Here is a 16,917-nt window from a genome sequence, read left to right on the forward strand (position 1 = left end):
CCATCTAAAACCAATACTAAGATGAGAAAAGTTATTGTAGATTATAAAAAACTTACACCTGAAGTATTAACCAAATTAACGGAACGATTTCCTGATGGTTATGGCGATTACGACATTATTAAATTTGATAATCATCGTAATGAAACTATCGAAACTGTAGAAATAAAAACAGATGACACTATTTACCTAGTAAAAGTGAGTTCTAAATTACACTACACCATGGTAAATTTTGATGTGAATGAAGATATAGAACTAAATAGCTTAGGGCATGTAATTGTAGATTACCCCACAGATACTATTTTAGATAAAGATACTGTCCTGAATAACGAAGAAGAATAAAAAAAGAGCCGAATTATAAAATTCGGCTCTTTTTATTATATGTTTAAACTATTATAGTTCTTTAAAGATATAATGCATTAAACGTTTTTTATCGTTAATACTTTCTTCTAAAGAAATCATTGTTTCTGTTCTGTAAACACCATCAATGTCGTCAATCATAAAAATAACATCTTTTGCATGAGCTGTGTTTCTTGCTCTAATTTTACAGAAAATATTAAATTTGCCAGTAGTTATATGTGCTACTGTAACGAAAGGTAATTCATTAATACGTTCTAAAACAAATGTAGTTTGAGATGTATTGTTTAAGTAAACTCCAATATATGCTATAAAAGAGTATCCAAGTTTCTTGTAATCTAATGTTAATGAAGAACCTTTTATAATCCCAGCATCTTCCATTTTCTTTACTCTAACATGAACCGTACCTGCAGAAATTAATAGTTTTTTTGCGATATCCGTAAAAGGAACTCTTGTATTGTCAATTAACATATCAAGAATTTGGTGATCTATTTCGTCTAATTTAAATTTTGCCATTTCTATACTTTTTGTTCTTTACAGCAAAAATAATACATTTTTATGTATTAATCTTACCAAATTATTAAGGTTTTCACAATTTTAGTAAAAATTTATCAGCACCAATCGTCACGAAATCGTTTTCGACTCCTACTTTTAGCACTTGACCATCTTCACCTAAAACCCTCATATTGTTAGCGTTAATCTCTTTGTGACCATAATAATTAGCCCCTAATCCCAAAGCCTCAATCTTTGAGGAAAACGCAATTTTATTGTTAATTAATTTTTCAACAAAAAGCACAGCAACATCTAAAATTTCAGGTTTTTCATCTGTCCCCACATTCGCATCCCTAATAATGATGTCGTAAAAACATTTATCATTCTCTGGAATTTTAAAGTAATCTTCAAAATTATCTCCTGAAACATCGTGCTTAGAAATATAATCGAATGCTGATAAGTACGAGCTATAAATATAAAAACGAGTATGTTCCCTCTCGTAATCATTTTTATAATGTCCCGCCTCAAACAAAATTGTTGGCACATTTAAGGACTGAAAGCTATCTCCTATACAATTAATATTAAAAGAATCGTCGTATCGCCCCACTTGTCCTGGAATTAACTGTTGCAAAGTCGAATTCATTTCAGCGATTATATCCATACCAACCTTTCTAGAATCCGTTATTGTACGTTCCTCATCCTGCGAAGGAGACAAAAAAGACACTGTTGCTACCTTATTAGTAGTACCCGCACTAAAAATAGTTCGCTGTCCGTGTAAATTAAAGCAATAATGTGGTTTAAAAGCATTGTAAACCTCCCTTAACACTTTACTTTCTGGCTGCGACAATGATTGTGCATCTCTATTTAAATCGACATCTATAGCATTAAGTCGCGTATATGCTTCAGCACCGTCAGGGTTTAAAATAGGTATTATATAAAAGGTACATGTTTCTTTTAAATCTTTTAAAGACTGATGGGGATGTCTAAGCGTATTAATAAAATCGAAAAGTGCTTTTGTTGTTGTCGATTCATTTCCGTGCATCTGCGACCAAAGCAACAATCGTTTTTTTCCTGTTCCAACTTTAATAGCCGAAATAGGTTTACCTAAAACAGATCTTCCAATTTCTGAAACGTCAAAATTAGAATCTGAATCAAGACATTCTAAAAGCGGTTTAATATGTAAATTGGTAATATAACGGCCACTTAATTGTGACTCTTTATTTGTCTGATAAAGACTAGTAATCTCTGTAATATTCATAGCTTTTTTATAGGTATACAAATGTAAACAATTATTTATTTACAAATGTAAACAGGAAAACCCACTGTTGTTGTATACAATTATATACAAATGATAAGGACTTATATCTGATAAACATCTCGCATTTATATAAGAATAACTATAAGACAGTAAACAATACATAAACATTGTAAATCAATACACTAACTAAACTAAGTTAAAGTATTTAATTAATAACAAATAGCCAATTTGTTTACATGTTGTAAATGATGTCATTCTTTTTATTACATTTGTAACCATATATCTTTTAGTATTGAGTTTACAATGATAAACAGCAACGAATTTACAAAGCGCCTCCAAAAAGTGATTGATTTTTACGGTGAATCGGCTTCTTCCTTCTCTGAAAAAATCGGAGTTCAACGCTCTTCTATTTCTCATATTTTATCAGGGAGAAATAAACCAAGTTTAGATTTTGTAATGAAAATTTTAACCACTTATCCTGAAGTAGAATTATATTGGCTATTAAATGGTAAAGGAACTTTTCCTGTAGAAACTAAAAAAAGCAATACCCCTGACTTATTTTCGGATGATGACAAACAAGCTCCCGAAGCAAAAGCGTCTAATAAAACAATTTCGAATTCTATCCCTAACCCGGTTTTAAATTCAGACCCGTCAAAACAAATTGAACGCATTGTTATTTTTTATACAGACGGAAGCTTTAAAAACTTTGAGAACTCCATTTAAGTTCACTATTTTTGCGCAGAATTTACACCCCTTTATCCTATGAAATATTTTGTCTTGTTTTTTCTTGCTGTAATGATGGTAAGTTGTTACGAAGTAGAAAGGAATTGCTCAGATTTTAAAACTGGACATTATTTTAGTGAGATCACTATTGACGATGCTTTATTTAAATCGGAATTTAATAGAAATGACACATTACAAATAGAAACGTATCAAGGAAAAGTCGACTCGTCTGAAGTGCGTTGGATAAACGACTGTGAAGTTATTTTTAGAACTATCAATCCAAAAAACAGAGTCGAACGTAAAGATATTCACCTAAAGATTTTAACTACAACCGACTCGTCTTATACTTTTGAATATTCTTATGTTGGTGAAGAACTAAAACAAAAAGGCACAGCACATCGCGCCAATTAATTGAAATCTCATTTAAGTATGCGAATTCAATTAAGATGAAGCACTAACTAGAAGATTCACTGCTTTTACTTTTAAAACATCTTTAGGACCACTTATCACGGCGTTTCACGAGAAGGAAGCGCTAGTTATCCTAAAAGCTATTATAAGCACTTAAAAACCCTACCTAAATAGTGTTTTCTCCATATTAAGTGATCTAAAGACTACTCTATTATATTAACTCACTTAGATAGCTTTCAGAAATAAAATACTACATGCTAGACAGTATCTAAAAAACAGCACTGTCTGTAATAAGCTTATTAATAGATACTATTAGAGCAAGCATCATATTATAATAAATATAGATTACTTGCTCCGTTTATACTAGTAGCTATTATAAATAGCGCTTAATAATTTTTGATTTCTATTAAAATAAAGTAGGCTGAGAATCATCGTCAGCACCCTCTTTATCATCATCTTCATTAGCCTTATGACCTATCGCTTCAGAATCATCTAAATGTTCGTCTTCCGAATCCTCAGATGGTAAAGGGGCTAATAAACTTATCTGTTTCACCTTATCTGTAGTTAACTGATTTCCTAATGCTCTAATCCCTTTTACTGCAATAAATTCTTCAAGATTTACAATTTGATTTTCTTTCTGATCTTTTCCGCGTTCTTTTCCGAAAACAATCTCAACCACAGGCAACCAGTCGGTCGACACTATTTCTAAATGAGATTTCTCATGATCCGAAATAAAGATTTCTTCTTTGTTCTCGTGTTCAACTAAAAAACGCTTTACATAGTAACGTTCTTTATCACCTTCAAAATACACCGCAGAAACAGGCTTATTTGGCTTCCATTTCTCAAGAACTACCATATCGCTATCGAAATGCGCTGTTAACTCCGGTAAAATTGTTTTTATTAAACCTGATTGTGTTATTATTAAAATACGATCTTCACCTCTAAATTCTCCTAGCAATTCACCACGACCATCTACATTTAAACGCTGAACAGTATCATCGAACCAGATACGTCTTGGTTTAAGAGTCGAAATTCCTTTTTCCTTAAGCTCAATCTTTTTGACAGGAAATTTACTTACCAGATTCCCTTTAGAAGCTCTTCCTTTTATAATGATATCAGAAAAATCTAAATCCCATTTCAATTTTTTAATACTTCCAACCTGACGAAGTAAAATAGTTACTACTTCTGCTTCACCATTAGAGTTTGCAGAAAAGTACAAACTTGTCGAACCTTTAGTCCCGATAGTTAAATCGTATTCTTTATCGCGTGTAATCGCAGTAACAGCAAAACGCTTTACGTACGTTGGACCTTTAGCGCCATCACGATAAATCATATTATAAATCGTGCGCTTATCTTTCTTCTTAAATATGGCAACATGAATGATATCTTTCCCAACAAAGGTTTTAGAATCGACTTTGGTAATCATCATGACACCTTGCTTAGTAAACACAATAATATCGTCTATATCACTACAATCGCCAACATACTCATCACGCTTCAAAGATGTTCCCACAAAGCCTTCTACGCGATTAACGTAAAGTTTTGTATTTCTAATAATGACTTTGGTAGCATCGACATCATCAAAAATCCTAATTTCGGTTTTACGCTCCCGACCTTCTCCGTATTCTTTTTTTAATCTTACGAAATATGCTATTGCATACTCAATTAGATGCGCTAAGTGATGTTTTACTTCAGCTATCTGTTCGTCTAATGCATCAATTTTTTGTTGTGCTTTATCGATATCGAATTTAGAAATACGCTTGATTCTAATTTCTGTTAACCGCACGATATCCTCTTCGGTAACCACTCTTTTTAAATGCGAAGTATATGGTTTTAACCCTTTATCGATGGCTTGAATTACGCCTTCCCAAGTTTCCTCTTCTTCAATGTCACGGTAAATTCTATTTTCAATAAAAATACGCTCTAAAGAAGCAAAATGCCACATTTCTTCAAGCTCGCTTAGCTTAATTTCTAATTCACTTTTTAAAAGCTGAACAGTATTATCTGTCGAACGACGAAGCATTTCAGACACCCCAACAAATAAAGGTTTATTATCTTCTATAACACAACCTAAAGGCGAAATAGAACTTTCACAATTTGTAAAAGCATATAGTGCGTCTATTGTTTTGTCCGGTGAAATTCCTGCAGGTAAATGCACTAAAATTTCGACATCGGCTGCGGTATTATCTTCAATTTTTTTTATTTTAATCTTCCCTTTGTCATTTGCTTTAAGGATCGAATCTATAAGCGTAGACGTATTCGTACCAAAAGGAATTTCTGTAATAACTAACGTATTCTTATCTAATTGCGAAATTTTAGCTCGCACACGGACTTTTCCGCCACGTAAACCGTCGTTATAATTGGTGAAATCTGCGATTCCTGCCGTTGGAAAATCGGGAAGAATAGTAAATTTTTTACCTTTTAAATGCTTTATTGAAGCATCGATCAATTCAATAAAATTATGAGGTAATATTTTAGTAGACAAACCTACTGCAATCCCTTCACCTCCTTGAGCCAAAAGCAACGGAAACATAACCGGTAAATTTACGGGCTCTTTTCGTCTACCATCATAAGATGCTTGCCATTCGGTAATTTTAGGATTATAAACAACATCTAAGGCAAACTTAGACAAACGTGCTTCGATATAACGAGAAGCCGCCGCGCTGTCGCCTGTTAAAATATTTCCCCAGTTTCCCTGAGTATCGATTAATATATCCTTTTGACCAATTTGAACCATAGCATCTGCAATACTGGCATCCCCGTGTGGATGATACTGCATGGTATGCCCAACTATATTGGCTACTTTATTGTAACGACCGTCATCTAAATCTTTCATAGAATGCATAATCCTACGCTGAACTGGCTTAAAACCATCTTCAATCGCAGGAATCGCGCGTTCTAAAATAACATAAGATGCGTAATCTAAAAACCAGTCTTTAAACATACCATTAACTTTGGTAATTGTTTCTTGACTTTCTGGTTGATTACTATTTAATTCGTCACTAGTATCTTCAATCATTAATAATTAAACTTTATTTTTATTATTTTTTATTATTTTACTTAAAGATTGTCTAACGTATTTACGTTTTCTTCGTGTTACCAAACTCACATTAAAACGTGTCCTAACACTACTTCTTCCTTTTCTTTTAGTATACAGCACTAATTCTCTATAAACGATATAGTTGATAAATTTATAACCAACTAACTCTTCCTTATCAAATTCAACTTCATGTGCTCTATAGTTAAATTTTTCAGACAACAACAAGCCTTTATTTGTGACTATAACCTTATCCCCATCGCTATTATATTCAAAATATTTAGCAATTAAATATACAGCTAAAAATAATCCTGCGAAAACAGATAATAGTATAACAAACGTTAACCCCGCATTATTTGTGATGTCTTTAAACGCACTAAAAACTGTAGCCATAACAACAGCCAAAACAATTAGTATAAAATATACTGAAATTATAGTATTCTTTACCGCTCCGTTGTCCGTTCTCATTTTTTTTCAGCAACTAAATCTATTTCTACTTTTAGATTATTGATAATAAATTTCTGACGTGTAGGTGTGTTTTTCCCCATATAGAATTCCAACAATTCTTCTATAGACATATCCTTGTCCAACATGACCGGTTCTAAACGGATATTTTCACCAATAAAATGTTTAAACTCGTCTGGAGAAATCTCCCCTAACCCTTTAAATCGGGTAATTTCCGGCTTTGGCTTTAATTCGTCTATAGCATTTACACGCTCTTGCTCTGAGTAACAATAAATAGTTTTCTTTTTATTTCGAACTCTAAATAAAGGTGTTTGTAAAATATATAAATGTCCTTCTTTTATGATTTCCGGAAAAAACTGAAGAAAAAACGTAATTAACAACAACCTAATGTGCATCCCATCTACATCGGCATCTGTAGCAATTACAATATTATTATATCGTAAATCCTCCATAGACTCCTCTATATTCAATGCGGCTTGAAGCAAATTAAATTCTTCATTCTCGTACACAATCTTCTTACTTAAGCCGAAACAGTTTAAAGGCTTACCTTTTAAACTAAAAACGGCTTGGGTATTTACATCTCGAGATTTCGTTATACTTCCTGATGCAGAATCTCCCTCTGTAATGAATAAAGTAGATTCTAAATTTCTTCCATTTTTGATATCACCAAAATGAACTCTGCAATCTCTTAATTTTTTATTGTGAAGACTCGCTTTTTTCGCTCTGTCTTTTGCTAATTTCCGTATTCCAGATAATTCTTTACGCTCGCGCTCTGCTTGCAGAATTTTACGCTGAATTTTATCTGCAGTGTCAGAATTTTTGTGAAGATAATTATCTAAATAGGTTTTAAGAAAATCGTTCACATAAGTTCTTACCGTTGGCAACTCACCTCCCATATCTGTGGATCCCAATTTTGTTTTTGTCTGACTTTCAAAAACAGGTTCCATTACTTTAATTGCAATTGCCGTTACGATAGATTTTCGAATATCGGAAGCATCATAATTCTTCCCGTAAAACTCACGAATTGTTTTTACCACAGCTTCACGATAGGCCGCTAAGTGCGTCCCTCCTTGTGTCGTATTTTGCCCGTTAACAAACGAATGATACTCTTCAGAATACTGTGTCTTACTGTGAGTTAAGGCAACTTCTATATCGTCTCCCTTTAAGTGAATAATTGGATACACTCTATCGCCTTCATTAATGTTTTCGGACAATAAATCCTTTAATCCATTCTCACTATAAAATTTTTCACCGTTAAAAACTATCGTTAAACCTGGGTTTAGATACACATAGTTTTTAAGCATTTTAGACACATACTCGTTTCTATATTTATAATTTTTAAATATGATTTCATCAGGAACGAAGGATACTTTTGTTCCTTTTCGTCGTGTTGTTTCATCTAAAAATTCTTCATTTACAAGATTTCCTTGCTCAAATTCTGCAGAAGCAGATTTTCCATCTCTAGACGACTCTACTCTAAAATAAGAGGATAATGCATTTACTGCTTTTGTACCTACACCATTTAATCCAACCGATTTTTTAAATGCACGAGAATCGTACTTTCCACCAGTATTCATTTTAGACACTACGTCTACCACTTTCCCTAAAGGAATCCCACGACCATAATCGCGGACAATAACTTTACTTCCTTGAATAGATATTTCGATGGACTTTCCGGCCCCCATAACATACTCGTCAATAGAGTTATCTAAAACCTCTTTTAGAAGAATATAAATACCATCGTCAGGAGAAGATCCATCGCCAAGTTTACCTATATACATCCCTGGACGCATACGAATATGTTCCTTCCAGTCTAATGAACGTATGTTATCTTCTGTATAATCGGATTGGTCTAGCATAGAATTTTAATGATGAGACGCTAAGATACTATTTCGGCTTCAAAAAAGAAACAGGAACAGCACTATTCTTAACAAAAAAAGCCAATGTTTTTAACATTGGCTCTAATTTTATATTTGAATAAAAGTTTAGACGTTGAATAAGAAATGCATAACATCTCCGTCTTTAACCACATAATTTTTTCCTTCTACGCGCATTTTACCTGCTTCTTTAACTTTTGCCTCACTTCCGTAAGTCACAAAATCTTCGTAACCAATAACTTCTGCACGAATAAATCCTTTTTCAAAATCGGTATGGATAACTCCTGCCGCCTGTGGTCCTGTCGCTCCGATATCTATAGTCCAAGCGCGAACTTCTTTTACACCTGCTGTAAAATATGTTTGCAGATTTAATAACTTGTAAGCTGATCGAATTAATTTTGAAGCACCTGGCTCTTCCAACCCGATATCTTGTAAAAACATTTTACGTTCTTCAAAATCGTCTAATTCATTAATGTCTGCTTCTGTTCCAACTGCTAAAACTAAAACTTCAGCATTTTCATCTTTTACATTCTCTCTAACCAAATCCACATATGCATTACCTGTATTTGCAGACGCTTCATCTACATTACAAACATACATTACGGGTTTTGCTGTAATAAATTGAGAAGGCCCTACAAATTCTTCGAACTCATCATCTTCAAATTCAAGTGCACGAACAGAAATACCTGCTTCCAAACTCGTTTTAATCTTTAACAAAACGGCTTCTTCTTTCTGGGCTTCTTTATTTCCAGTTTTTGCAGCACGTTTTACTTTTTCAAGTTTTTTATCAACCGTTTCAAGATCTTTTAACTGCAATTCCATGTCGATAGTTTCTTTATCGCGAATTGGATTTACATTTCCATCTACATGCACAATATTATCGTTATCAAAACAACGTAATACATGAAGAATAGCATCCGTTTCTCTAATATTAGCCAAGAACTGATTCCCCAAACCTTCACCTTTACTAGCACCTTTTACCAAACCTGCAATATCCACAATCTCTACAGTTGCTGGCATAACACGCTCTGGATTTACTAATTCTTCAAGCTTTTCAAGTCTTGGATCTGGTACATTTACCACTCCAATGTTTGGCTCGATAGTACAAAACGGAAAGTTTGCACTTTGTGCTTTAGCGTTAGACAAACAATTAAATAAGGTCGATTTTCCTACGTTTGGTAATCCTACAATTCCAGCTTTCATTTTCTTTAGATAATTTAATTAAAGATACAAGAACCAAAACGATGGTTTTTGCGAGTGCAAATGTAAGTAATTATATGAATTTATTTTAAAAAAGATTCATACCTATTCTTGACCTATTATGCAGTAAAAAGTCACATTAACACCCCCTAACCAATACGTTAGATGGGTTTCTATCAATAACTGTTCGCTTAATTATATAATACACTTTAATTAAAACACGCTAGTTAAGAATAATAGTGTGAATTTTTAAAATTTTTAATCGCTCCATAAAGAATCCTTAAATAAATCTCATTAGAATCTAACAATTAACTAATTTTTAACAAAACAACTAACAACTTACTACCCAAATCACACTTAAACATCTTAATTCCATATCTTTAATAGTAATAAACCCATAAAATCAACAACACTATGATGAAACAACTATCTTATCTTTTGCTTTTACTTTTTGGTGTCCAATTTGCAAACGGACAAACGGTATCTGGAAATATCACAGATTCAGAAGGCCTGCCTGTACCTAGTGTAAATATTATTGAGAAAGGCACAACTAATGGTGTTGTTGCAGATTTTGATGGAAATTACACCATTACTGTTAGTGAAAACGCAACACTTATTTTTAGTTTTATTGGTTACACCACTAAAGAATTAAAAGTAAATGGTCAATCTACATTAAATTTAACACTAATAGAAGGTGTCGGACTCGACGAAATTGTGCTGGTTGGATCTAGAAACCCTAAAAGAACAGCTTTAGACACTGCGGTTCCTGTAGACATTTTGGATGTTGCCGAAATAGCCGCCTCGACAGGAAAAGTTGAAGTAAACGAAATTCTGCAATACGCCGCACCTTCATTTAACGCCAGTAAACAGTCTGGATCCGATGGAGCAGATCATGTTGTGCCCGCATCATTAAGAGGTTTAGGACCTGATCAGACTCTTGTTTTAATTAATGGTAAGCGAAGACATCAATCTTCTCTTGTAAATATATTTGGAACTAGAGGTCGTGGAAATTCTGGAACCGACTTAAATGCCATTCCAGCATCTGCAATTAAAAGAATTGAAGTCTTGAGAGATGGAGCTTCTGCTCAATACGGATCGGATGCCATTGCAGGTGTAATTAATATTGTTCTTAAAGATAACACCGAAGACTTCTCAGGAAGTATAACTTACGGCGCCTACAGCACCGCAATCGGAGATGGTTGGGAAGAAGAAAGCGGAGAAACCTTATATAATGTAGAAGGTAAAAACAGACTAGACGGAAAAGATAAAAATTACGATGGAGAAACGGTAAAAGTGGACTTCAACTACGGGGTAGATATAGGTGAAGATGGTGGTTTTATAAATTTCACAACAGAGCTATTATCTAAAAACAATACATTACGTCCTGGGTTTTCATGGAGAAAAGGATTTGGAAGTGCTGGAGTTGATAGTTTTAACTTTATGATAAACACAGAAATACCGCTTAGCGACAACACCGAAGTCTATGCCTTTGGAGGACGTAATTTTAGAGACACCAATGCCTATGCCTTTTCACGAGATAGTTTTGAAGATGGAGACAACAGATCTGTACCGAGCTTATACCCTAACGGGTTTACACCTGAAATCACATCAAATATTACTGACATATCTGCATCTGTAGGACTAAAACACGAAATGGATAATGGCTGGTTTGTCGACTTTAATAACACTTACGGAAAAAATGATTTTCAGTACTTTATAAAAAACTCGAATAATGCCTCTATGAAAGACGCCTCGCCAACAGACTTTAATGCTGGAGGTCATTTTCTATCTCAAAACATAACCGGAATTAATTTAAACAAGTATTTTGACGACGTTGCTTCTGGTTTAAATGTAGCCTTTGGTATGGAGTACAGAACAGAAAACTTTGGGATTTTTGCAGGTGAGATTTCATCTTATTCATTATATGACGAAAATACAATCCCCATTACTAATCCTGCAACGCAAATTGTAGCTACAGATTCTAATGGAGATGCGCTTCCTGGAGGTTCACAAGGATTTCCTGGATATAGTCCTGACAACGAAGTAGACAGAAACAGATCTAATTATGGCATTTATCTGGATTCTGAACTAAATGTTACAGATGATTTTTTAATTGGAGGCGCATTACGCCATGAAACCTATAGCGATTTCGGAAGCTCATTTAACTTTAAATTAGCGACGAGATACAAATTGCTAGATGACGCACTTGCTTTTAGAGGCTCTATTTCTACAGGTTTCAGGGCACCATCTTTAGCGCAAATATACTATAATCTTATTTTCACCAATATCGTTGCAGGAGAATCCATACCTTCTTTACTGTCTGCAAACAACAGCACGGTAACCAAAGCTTTTGGAATTGAAGATTTAAAAGAAGAAAATGCATTTAATGCAAGCTTAGGGTTTACATTTAACAAAAATGGATTTACCGCGACTATAGATGGTTACCTCATTAATGTAGATGATAGAATTATTTTAACAGATAACTTTACGGATCAAGCTATTTTAGGACCTTTAAATGTAGATGCCGCTCAATTCTTTGCAAACGGTGTAGACACACAAACTACAGGTTTAGATATTGTTTTAACCTATAAAACAGCTGTAGGGTCGAATAGCAATCTAAGTTTTGGTCTAATAGGGAATCTTAATAATTTAGACATTAAAAATATTAATACACCTGATTTTGAAGGTAGTAATATGACAGATGAAGAAGCTCAACTTAGATTTTTTAGCCCTTTTTCTCAAGCATATTTAAAAGCTGCCGCTCCCGATTATAAATTTGGACTTAATTTAGGATATTCGACTTCTCGATTTAATATAAATACGTCATTAACTCAATTTAGCGAAGTGCAATTACAAGATTTTCAATGGGTAGACTCACCGCCAGTCACTTTTTTAGAGGCAGATGCTTTAACGAAAGTCGCAACGGACACGTATGAATCTAGATTAATAGTAGATTTAAATTTAGGATATAAATTCACAGAAAACCTAAACTTAACAGTAGGTGCTAATAACCTATTCAATACATATCCAACGTCTCAATTCGATGGTTGGTCTGACCAAGGAGGTTTGGCCGACTCTGTGCAAATGGGCTCTGATGGTAGATACGTATTTACAAGACTAGGGTTTAGTTTCTAATCAAGAAGGTATACTAAAACATAAAAAGCCGAGCATATGCTCGGCTTTTAAATGCAAAATATATTTTGAATCCTAACTATCAGGGTGCATAAAGCGTTGTTTTCCTAATAACTCCTCTTCTGTTTCTTCGTGATCTTCATCAGGAACACAACAATCTACTGGGCAAACTGCCGCACATTGTGGTTCTTCATGAAATCCTTTACATTCGGTACATTTATCTGGTACAATATAATAAAGCTCGTCACTTACCGGCTCTTGAGCTTCGTCTGCATCAACTTGCTTTCCATTAGGAAGTACAACAGTACCATCTAAACTCGTACCGTCTTTATATCTCCAATCGTCTGCACCTTCATATATCGCTGTATTTGGGCACTCTGGTTCACAAGCACCACAATTTATACATTCGTCTGTTATAATAATTGCCATAGCGTATTTCTTTTTCTAACTTTGTGGGGCTAAAATAAAGCCAAAACCTTTCATAACCAAATTAGACTATGAATTTAGAGCAAAGAATTAATGCTTTTTCAAAATTAGGAGATTTTTTAAGTCAATTTTCAAACGAAAAGATTCAAAAAAAAGAAGACATTCCGTTTAACGATTTATTTTTTGACGGCTTTAAACACCAATTAAAAATAGCTCAAGAAAACAACAGATGGTTCAACACAGACAACCTTTCATTTTCTTTAAACGGATGGTCTAAATCATTAACTAAAAGTAATATTAACACGTGGTTAGAAAAGTATTCATTTAATACAAATTCTCCGAAAAAAGTAGCCATTATTATGGCCGGTAACATCCCGCTTGTTGGATTTCACGATTTTATTTCTGTGTTAATTTCAGGTCACGATGTTGTTGTAAAACAATCCTCGAACGACAAACACCTTCTGCCATTTCTTGCAAAATATTTAGAACATGTAGAGCCAGAATTTAAATCTAAAATTACTTTTGTTGAAGGGAAATTAGAAGATTTCGAAGCCGTAATTGCTACTGGAAGTGACAACACTGCACGCTATTTTGAGTATTATTTTAAAAACAAACCATCTATTATAAGAAAGAATAGAAATTCTGTTGCTGTTTTAACCGGTAATGAAACAACGGAAGAATTAGAAGGTTTAGCGGACGATATATTTAGATACTACGGGTTAGGTTGCAGAAACGTTTCCAAACTTTATGTGCCTGAAAATTACGATTTTCAAGACTTCTTTCAAGCCATGTACAAATGGAAAGAGGTTATAAACGATCATAAATATGCTAATAATTACGACTACAACAAAGCCGTATATCTGATGAGTGAATTCGATATACTAGAAAACGGCTTCTTAATGATAAAAGAAGACTCTAGTTTTTCTTCGCCTATTGCGACCATATTTTACGAGTACTACAACGATGTAAATGAACTAAAAACGGACTTAAATTCAAAAAAAGAAGACATACAATGCATTGTATCTAAAGACTTTATGAGTTACGAAATTGTTTTCGGAAATACCCAGCACCCTAACCTTTGGGATTATGCCGATAACGTTGATACTGTGGCCTTTTTATTAAAAATTTAGCATAAAAAATATTAATTTTATTATATAAATTCATCATTTATTTAGCACCTTTGTGCTTATCACAAAATTATCGAAATAATGAAAAAACACAATTTTAGTGCTGGCCCATGTATCCTTCCACAAGAAGTATTACTAAAAGCCTCTGAAGCCGTAATAGATTTTAATAACAGCGGTTTATCTCTAATTGAAATATCGCACAGAAGTAAACCTTTTATCGAGGTTATGGATACTGCAACTGCTTTAGCTTTAGAACTACTTGGTTTAGAAGGAAAAGGTTACAAAGCATTATTTTTACAAGGTGGAGCGAGCACGCAATTTTTAATGACAGCATATAATTTATTAGAAACTAAAGCTGGATACTTAAATACAGGAACTTGGGCTGCTAAATCTTTAAAAGAAGCAAAACTTTTCGGAGAAGTTGTCGAGGTTGCATCATCTAAAGACGCAAACTACAACTACATCCCAAAAGGATATAGCGTACCATCAGATTTAGATTACTTCCACTGTACATCTAATAACACTATTTTCGGAACACAAATAAAAGATTTCCCTACCAGTCCAGTACCAATGGTATGCGATATGAGTAGTGATATATTCTCTAGAACATTAGATTTTTCTAAATTCGACCTTATTTATGCTGGAGCTCAAAAAAACATGGGTCCTGCAGGAACAACTTTAGTTGTAATTAAAGAAGATCTTTTAGGAAAAGTAACTAGAGCTATTCCTTCAATGTTAGACTACAAAAACTTTATCGAAAAAGAAAGTATGTTTAACACACCTCCTGTTTTTGCAGTGTACACATCTATGTTAACACTACAATGGTTAAAAGATTTAGGTGGGATTGCTGAAATTGAAAAAGAAAACAACAAGAAAGCAAAATTAATTTATTCTGAAATAGACCTAAACCCTTTATTTAAAGGTTTCGCTGCTACAGAAGATCGTTCTACAATGAATGCAACATTCAATTTAGTAGACGATAAATTAAAAGACACTTTCGATGAAATGGCTAAAGAAGCAGGAATGAATGGTATTAACGGTCACCGTAGTGTGGGCGGATACAGAGCTTCTATGTACAACGCATTACCTTACACCAGCGTTGCTGCTTTAGTTGAAGTAATGAGTGAATTGGAACGAAAAGCATAATCAAACAAATTAATCAATAATAAAATTTAGTCATCTAAAAATGACAACAAATCTTATGAAAGTATTAGCAAACGACGGTATTTCACAAAGCGGAATTGATGCCTTAGAAAAAGATGGATTTGAAGTTATCACAACCACGGTAGCTCAAGAACAGTTAATTAATTACATTAACGAAAACCAAATTGACGTAATTTTAGTTAGAAGCGCAACAACAGTGCGTAAAGATTTAATCGACGCCTGCCCTAGTATAAAAATTATTGGTCGTGGTGGCGTAGGTATGGACAACATTGATGTTGAATATGCTCGCGAAAAAGGATTAAAAGTAATTAACACACCTGCTGCTTCTTCACATTCTGTAGCAGAATTAGTATTTGGTCACTTATACGGTTTATCACGTTTCTTACATAGCTCTAACAGAGAAATGCCATTAGAAGGTGACAAAAACTTTAAAGGATTAAAGAAAGCTTACGCAAAAGGAACTGAATTAAAAGGTAAAACTTTAGGTGTTTTAGGTTTTGGACGTATAGGACAAGCTACGGCTAAAGTAGCATTAGGAGCTGGAATGAAAGTTGTTGCTTTCGATCCGTTTTTAGAAAAAGCAAATCTAGAATTAGAATTTTTCGACGGACAAACAGTAAATTTCGACATTACTACTATTTCTAAAGAAGAGGTTTTAAAACAAGCAGACTTTTTAACTTTACACGTACCTGCACAAGATGGTTATGTAATTGGTGAAGCAGAATTAAACAGCATGAAAGATGGTGCTATTTTAGTGAACGCAGCACGTGGTGGTGTGGTAGACGAATTAGCACTTGTAAAAGCACTTGAGAGCGGTAAAATCTCTAGAGCGGCTTTAGATGTTTTTGAAAAAGAACCACAACCAGAAATGGGATTATTAATGAATCCTTCCTTATCGTTAACACCACATACAGGTGCAGCGACAAACGAAGCTCAAGATAGAATTGGAACTGAACTAGCACAACAAATTTCTAGTATTCTTTTATAATCATTTCTAACGAATATAAATAACAAAACCATCTAAATTTACTTTAGATGGTTTTGTTATTTTAAATCAAGAGCCTATAATTCAATACCTAAACCATATTAATTAAACGTATTGTTTAACAAAATACTGACTACAACTTCTGCGATTTTCATTCAATTTACTGACTCATGCAATGTAATTACTATAATCGCGATTTGCTTTAAACGGCATCCAAGAAAACAATAATCATTAAGATCTACAGAAGTAATAACTACTCAATTGTATTT

Annotated in this window: 14 protein-coding genes; 7 read left to right on the forward strand and 7 right to left on the reverse strand. The window is 33.7% G+C overall.

Annotated features, from left to right (window positions below):
• Positions 1-21 precede the first annotated feature (21 nt).
• Positions 22-339, forward strand: coding sequence for a hypothetical protein (locus ACFFVB_RS11650; protein ID WP_382382988.1), 318 nt, complete (start codon positions 22-24; stop codon positions 337-339).
• 51 nt (positions 340-390) lie between these two features.
• Here ACFFVB_RS11650 and ACFFVB_RS11655 read toward each other — a convergent pair whose 3' ends face one another.
• A complete protein-coding gene (locus ACFFVB_RS11655; RefSeq protein WP_038529153.1) occupies positions 391-870 on the reverse strand; it encodes an Lrp/AsnC family transcriptional regulator in 480 nt (159 codons plus the stop codon).
• Positions 871-943: 73 nt separating this feature from the next.
• Positions 944-2,104, reverse strand: a complete 1,161-nt coding sequence (locus ACFFVB_RS11660; RefSeq protein ID WP_382382989.1) for a M14 family metallopeptidase — start codon at positions 2,102-2,104, stop codon at positions 944-946.
• Positions 2,105-2,407: 303 nt separating this feature from the next.
• On the opposite strand from ACFFVB_RS11660, the gene ACFFVB_RS11665 reads away from it, so the two are divergent.
• Both ACFFVB_RS11665 and ACFFVB_RS11670 read left to right on the forward strand, forming a co-directional pair.
• Complete coding sequence (locus ACFFVB_RS11665) at positions 2,408-2,827, forward strand: helix-turn-helix domain-containing protein (RefSeq protein WP_382382991.1); 420 nt, start codon at positions 2,408-2,410, stop codon at positions 2,825-2,827.
• Between the two features lie 39 nt (positions 2,828-2,866).
• Positions 2,867-3,238, forward strand: a complete 372-nt coding sequence (locus tag ACFFVB_RS11670) for a DNA topoisomerase IV (protein WP_382382992.1) — start codon at positions 2,867-2,869, stop codon at positions 3,236-3,238.
• A 403-nt stretch (positions 3,239-3,641) separates the two neighbouring features.
• Here the strand turns inward: ACFFVB_RS11670 and ACFFVB_RS11675 are convergent, their stop codons facing one another.
• The 4 genes from ACFFVB_RS11675 to ychF all read right to left on the reverse strand — a co-directional run bounded on the left by ACFFVB_RS11675 (position 3,642) and on the right by ychF (position 9,817).
• Positions 3,642-6,254, reverse strand: coding sequence for a DNA gyrase/topoisomerase IV subunit A (locus ACFFVB_RS11675; RefSeq protein WP_382382993.1), 2,613 nt, complete (start codon positions 6,252-6,254; stop codon positions 3,642-3,644).
• A gap of 6 nt (positions 6,255-6,260) precedes the next feature.
• Positions 6,261-6,740 carry a hypothetical protein gene (locus tag ACFFVB_RS11680; RefSeq protein WP_382382994.1) on the reverse strand — a complete coding sequence of 160 codons (480 nt, stop codon included), beginning with the start codon at positions 6,738-6,740 and terminating at the stop codon, positions 6,261-6,263.
• Positions 6,737-8,596, reverse strand: coding sequence for a DNA topoisomerase IV subunit B (locus ACFFVB_RS11685; protein ID WP_382382995.1), 1,860 nt, complete (start codon positions 8,594-8,596; stop codon positions 6,737-6,739). Before ACFFVB_RS11685 ends, ACFFVB_RS11680 begins: the two co-directional genes overlap by 4 nt.
• A 126-nt stretch (positions 8,597-8,722) precedes the next feature.
• On the reverse strand, positions 8,723-9,817 hold the full coding sequence (ychF, locus tag ACFFVB_RS11690) for a redox-regulated ATPase YchF (RefSeq protein WP_382382996.1): 1,095 nt from the start codon (positions 9,815-9,817) through the stop codon (positions 8,723-8,725).
• A 411-nt stretch (positions 9,818-10,228) separates the two neighbouring features.
• Between ychF and ACFFVB_RS11695 the strand changes: the two genes are divergently transcribed.
• Complete coding sequence (locus ACFFVB_RS11695) at positions 10,229-12,949, forward strand: TonB-dependent receptor (protein ID WP_382382997.1); 2,721 nt, start codon at positions 10,229-10,231, stop codon at positions 12,947-12,949.
• Between the two features lie 72 nt (positions 12,950-13,021).
• Here ACFFVB_RS11695 and ACFFVB_RS11700 read toward each other — a convergent pair whose 3' ends face one another.
• A complete protein-coding gene (locus ACFFVB_RS11700; RefSeq protein ID WP_382382998.1) occupies positions 13,022-13,375 on the reverse strand; it encodes a 4Fe-4S dicluster domain-containing protein in 354 nt (117 codons plus the stop codon).
• A 68-nt stretch (positions 13,376-13,443) separates the two neighbouring features.
• Between ACFFVB_RS11700 and ACFFVB_RS11705 the strand changes: the two genes are divergently transcribed.
• The 3 genes from ACFFVB_RS11705 to ACFFVB_RS11715 all read left to right on the forward strand — a co-directional run bounded on the left by ACFFVB_RS11705 (position 13,444) and on the right by ACFFVB_RS11715 (position 16,651).
• Positions 13,444-14,502, forward strand: coding sequence for an acyl-CoA reductase (locus ACFFVB_RS11705; RefSeq protein WP_382382999.1), 1,059 nt, complete (start codon positions 13,444-13,446; stop codon positions 14,500-14,502).
• A 78-nt stretch (positions 14,503-14,580) separates the two neighbouring features.
• On the forward strand, positions 14,581-15,645 hold the full coding sequence (serC, locus tag ACFFVB_RS11710) for a 3-phosphoserine/phosphohydroxythreonine transaminase (protein ID WP_382383000.1): 1,065 nt from the start codon (positions 14,581-14,583) through the stop codon (positions 15,643-15,645).
• 55 nt (positions 15,646-15,700) lie between these two features.
• Entirely contained in the window at positions 15,701-16,651 is a 951-nt protein-coding gene (locus ACFFVB_RS11715; RefSeq protein ID WP_382383002.1) for a D-2-hydroxyacid dehydrogenase, read from the forward strand.
• Positions 16,652-16,917: the final 266 nt, after the last annotated feature.

Source organism: Formosa undariae (genome assembly GCF_042427615.1).
Taxonomy (GTDB): Bacteria; Bacteroidota; Bacteroidia; order Flavobacteriales; family Flavobacteriaceae; genus Formosa; species Formosa undariae.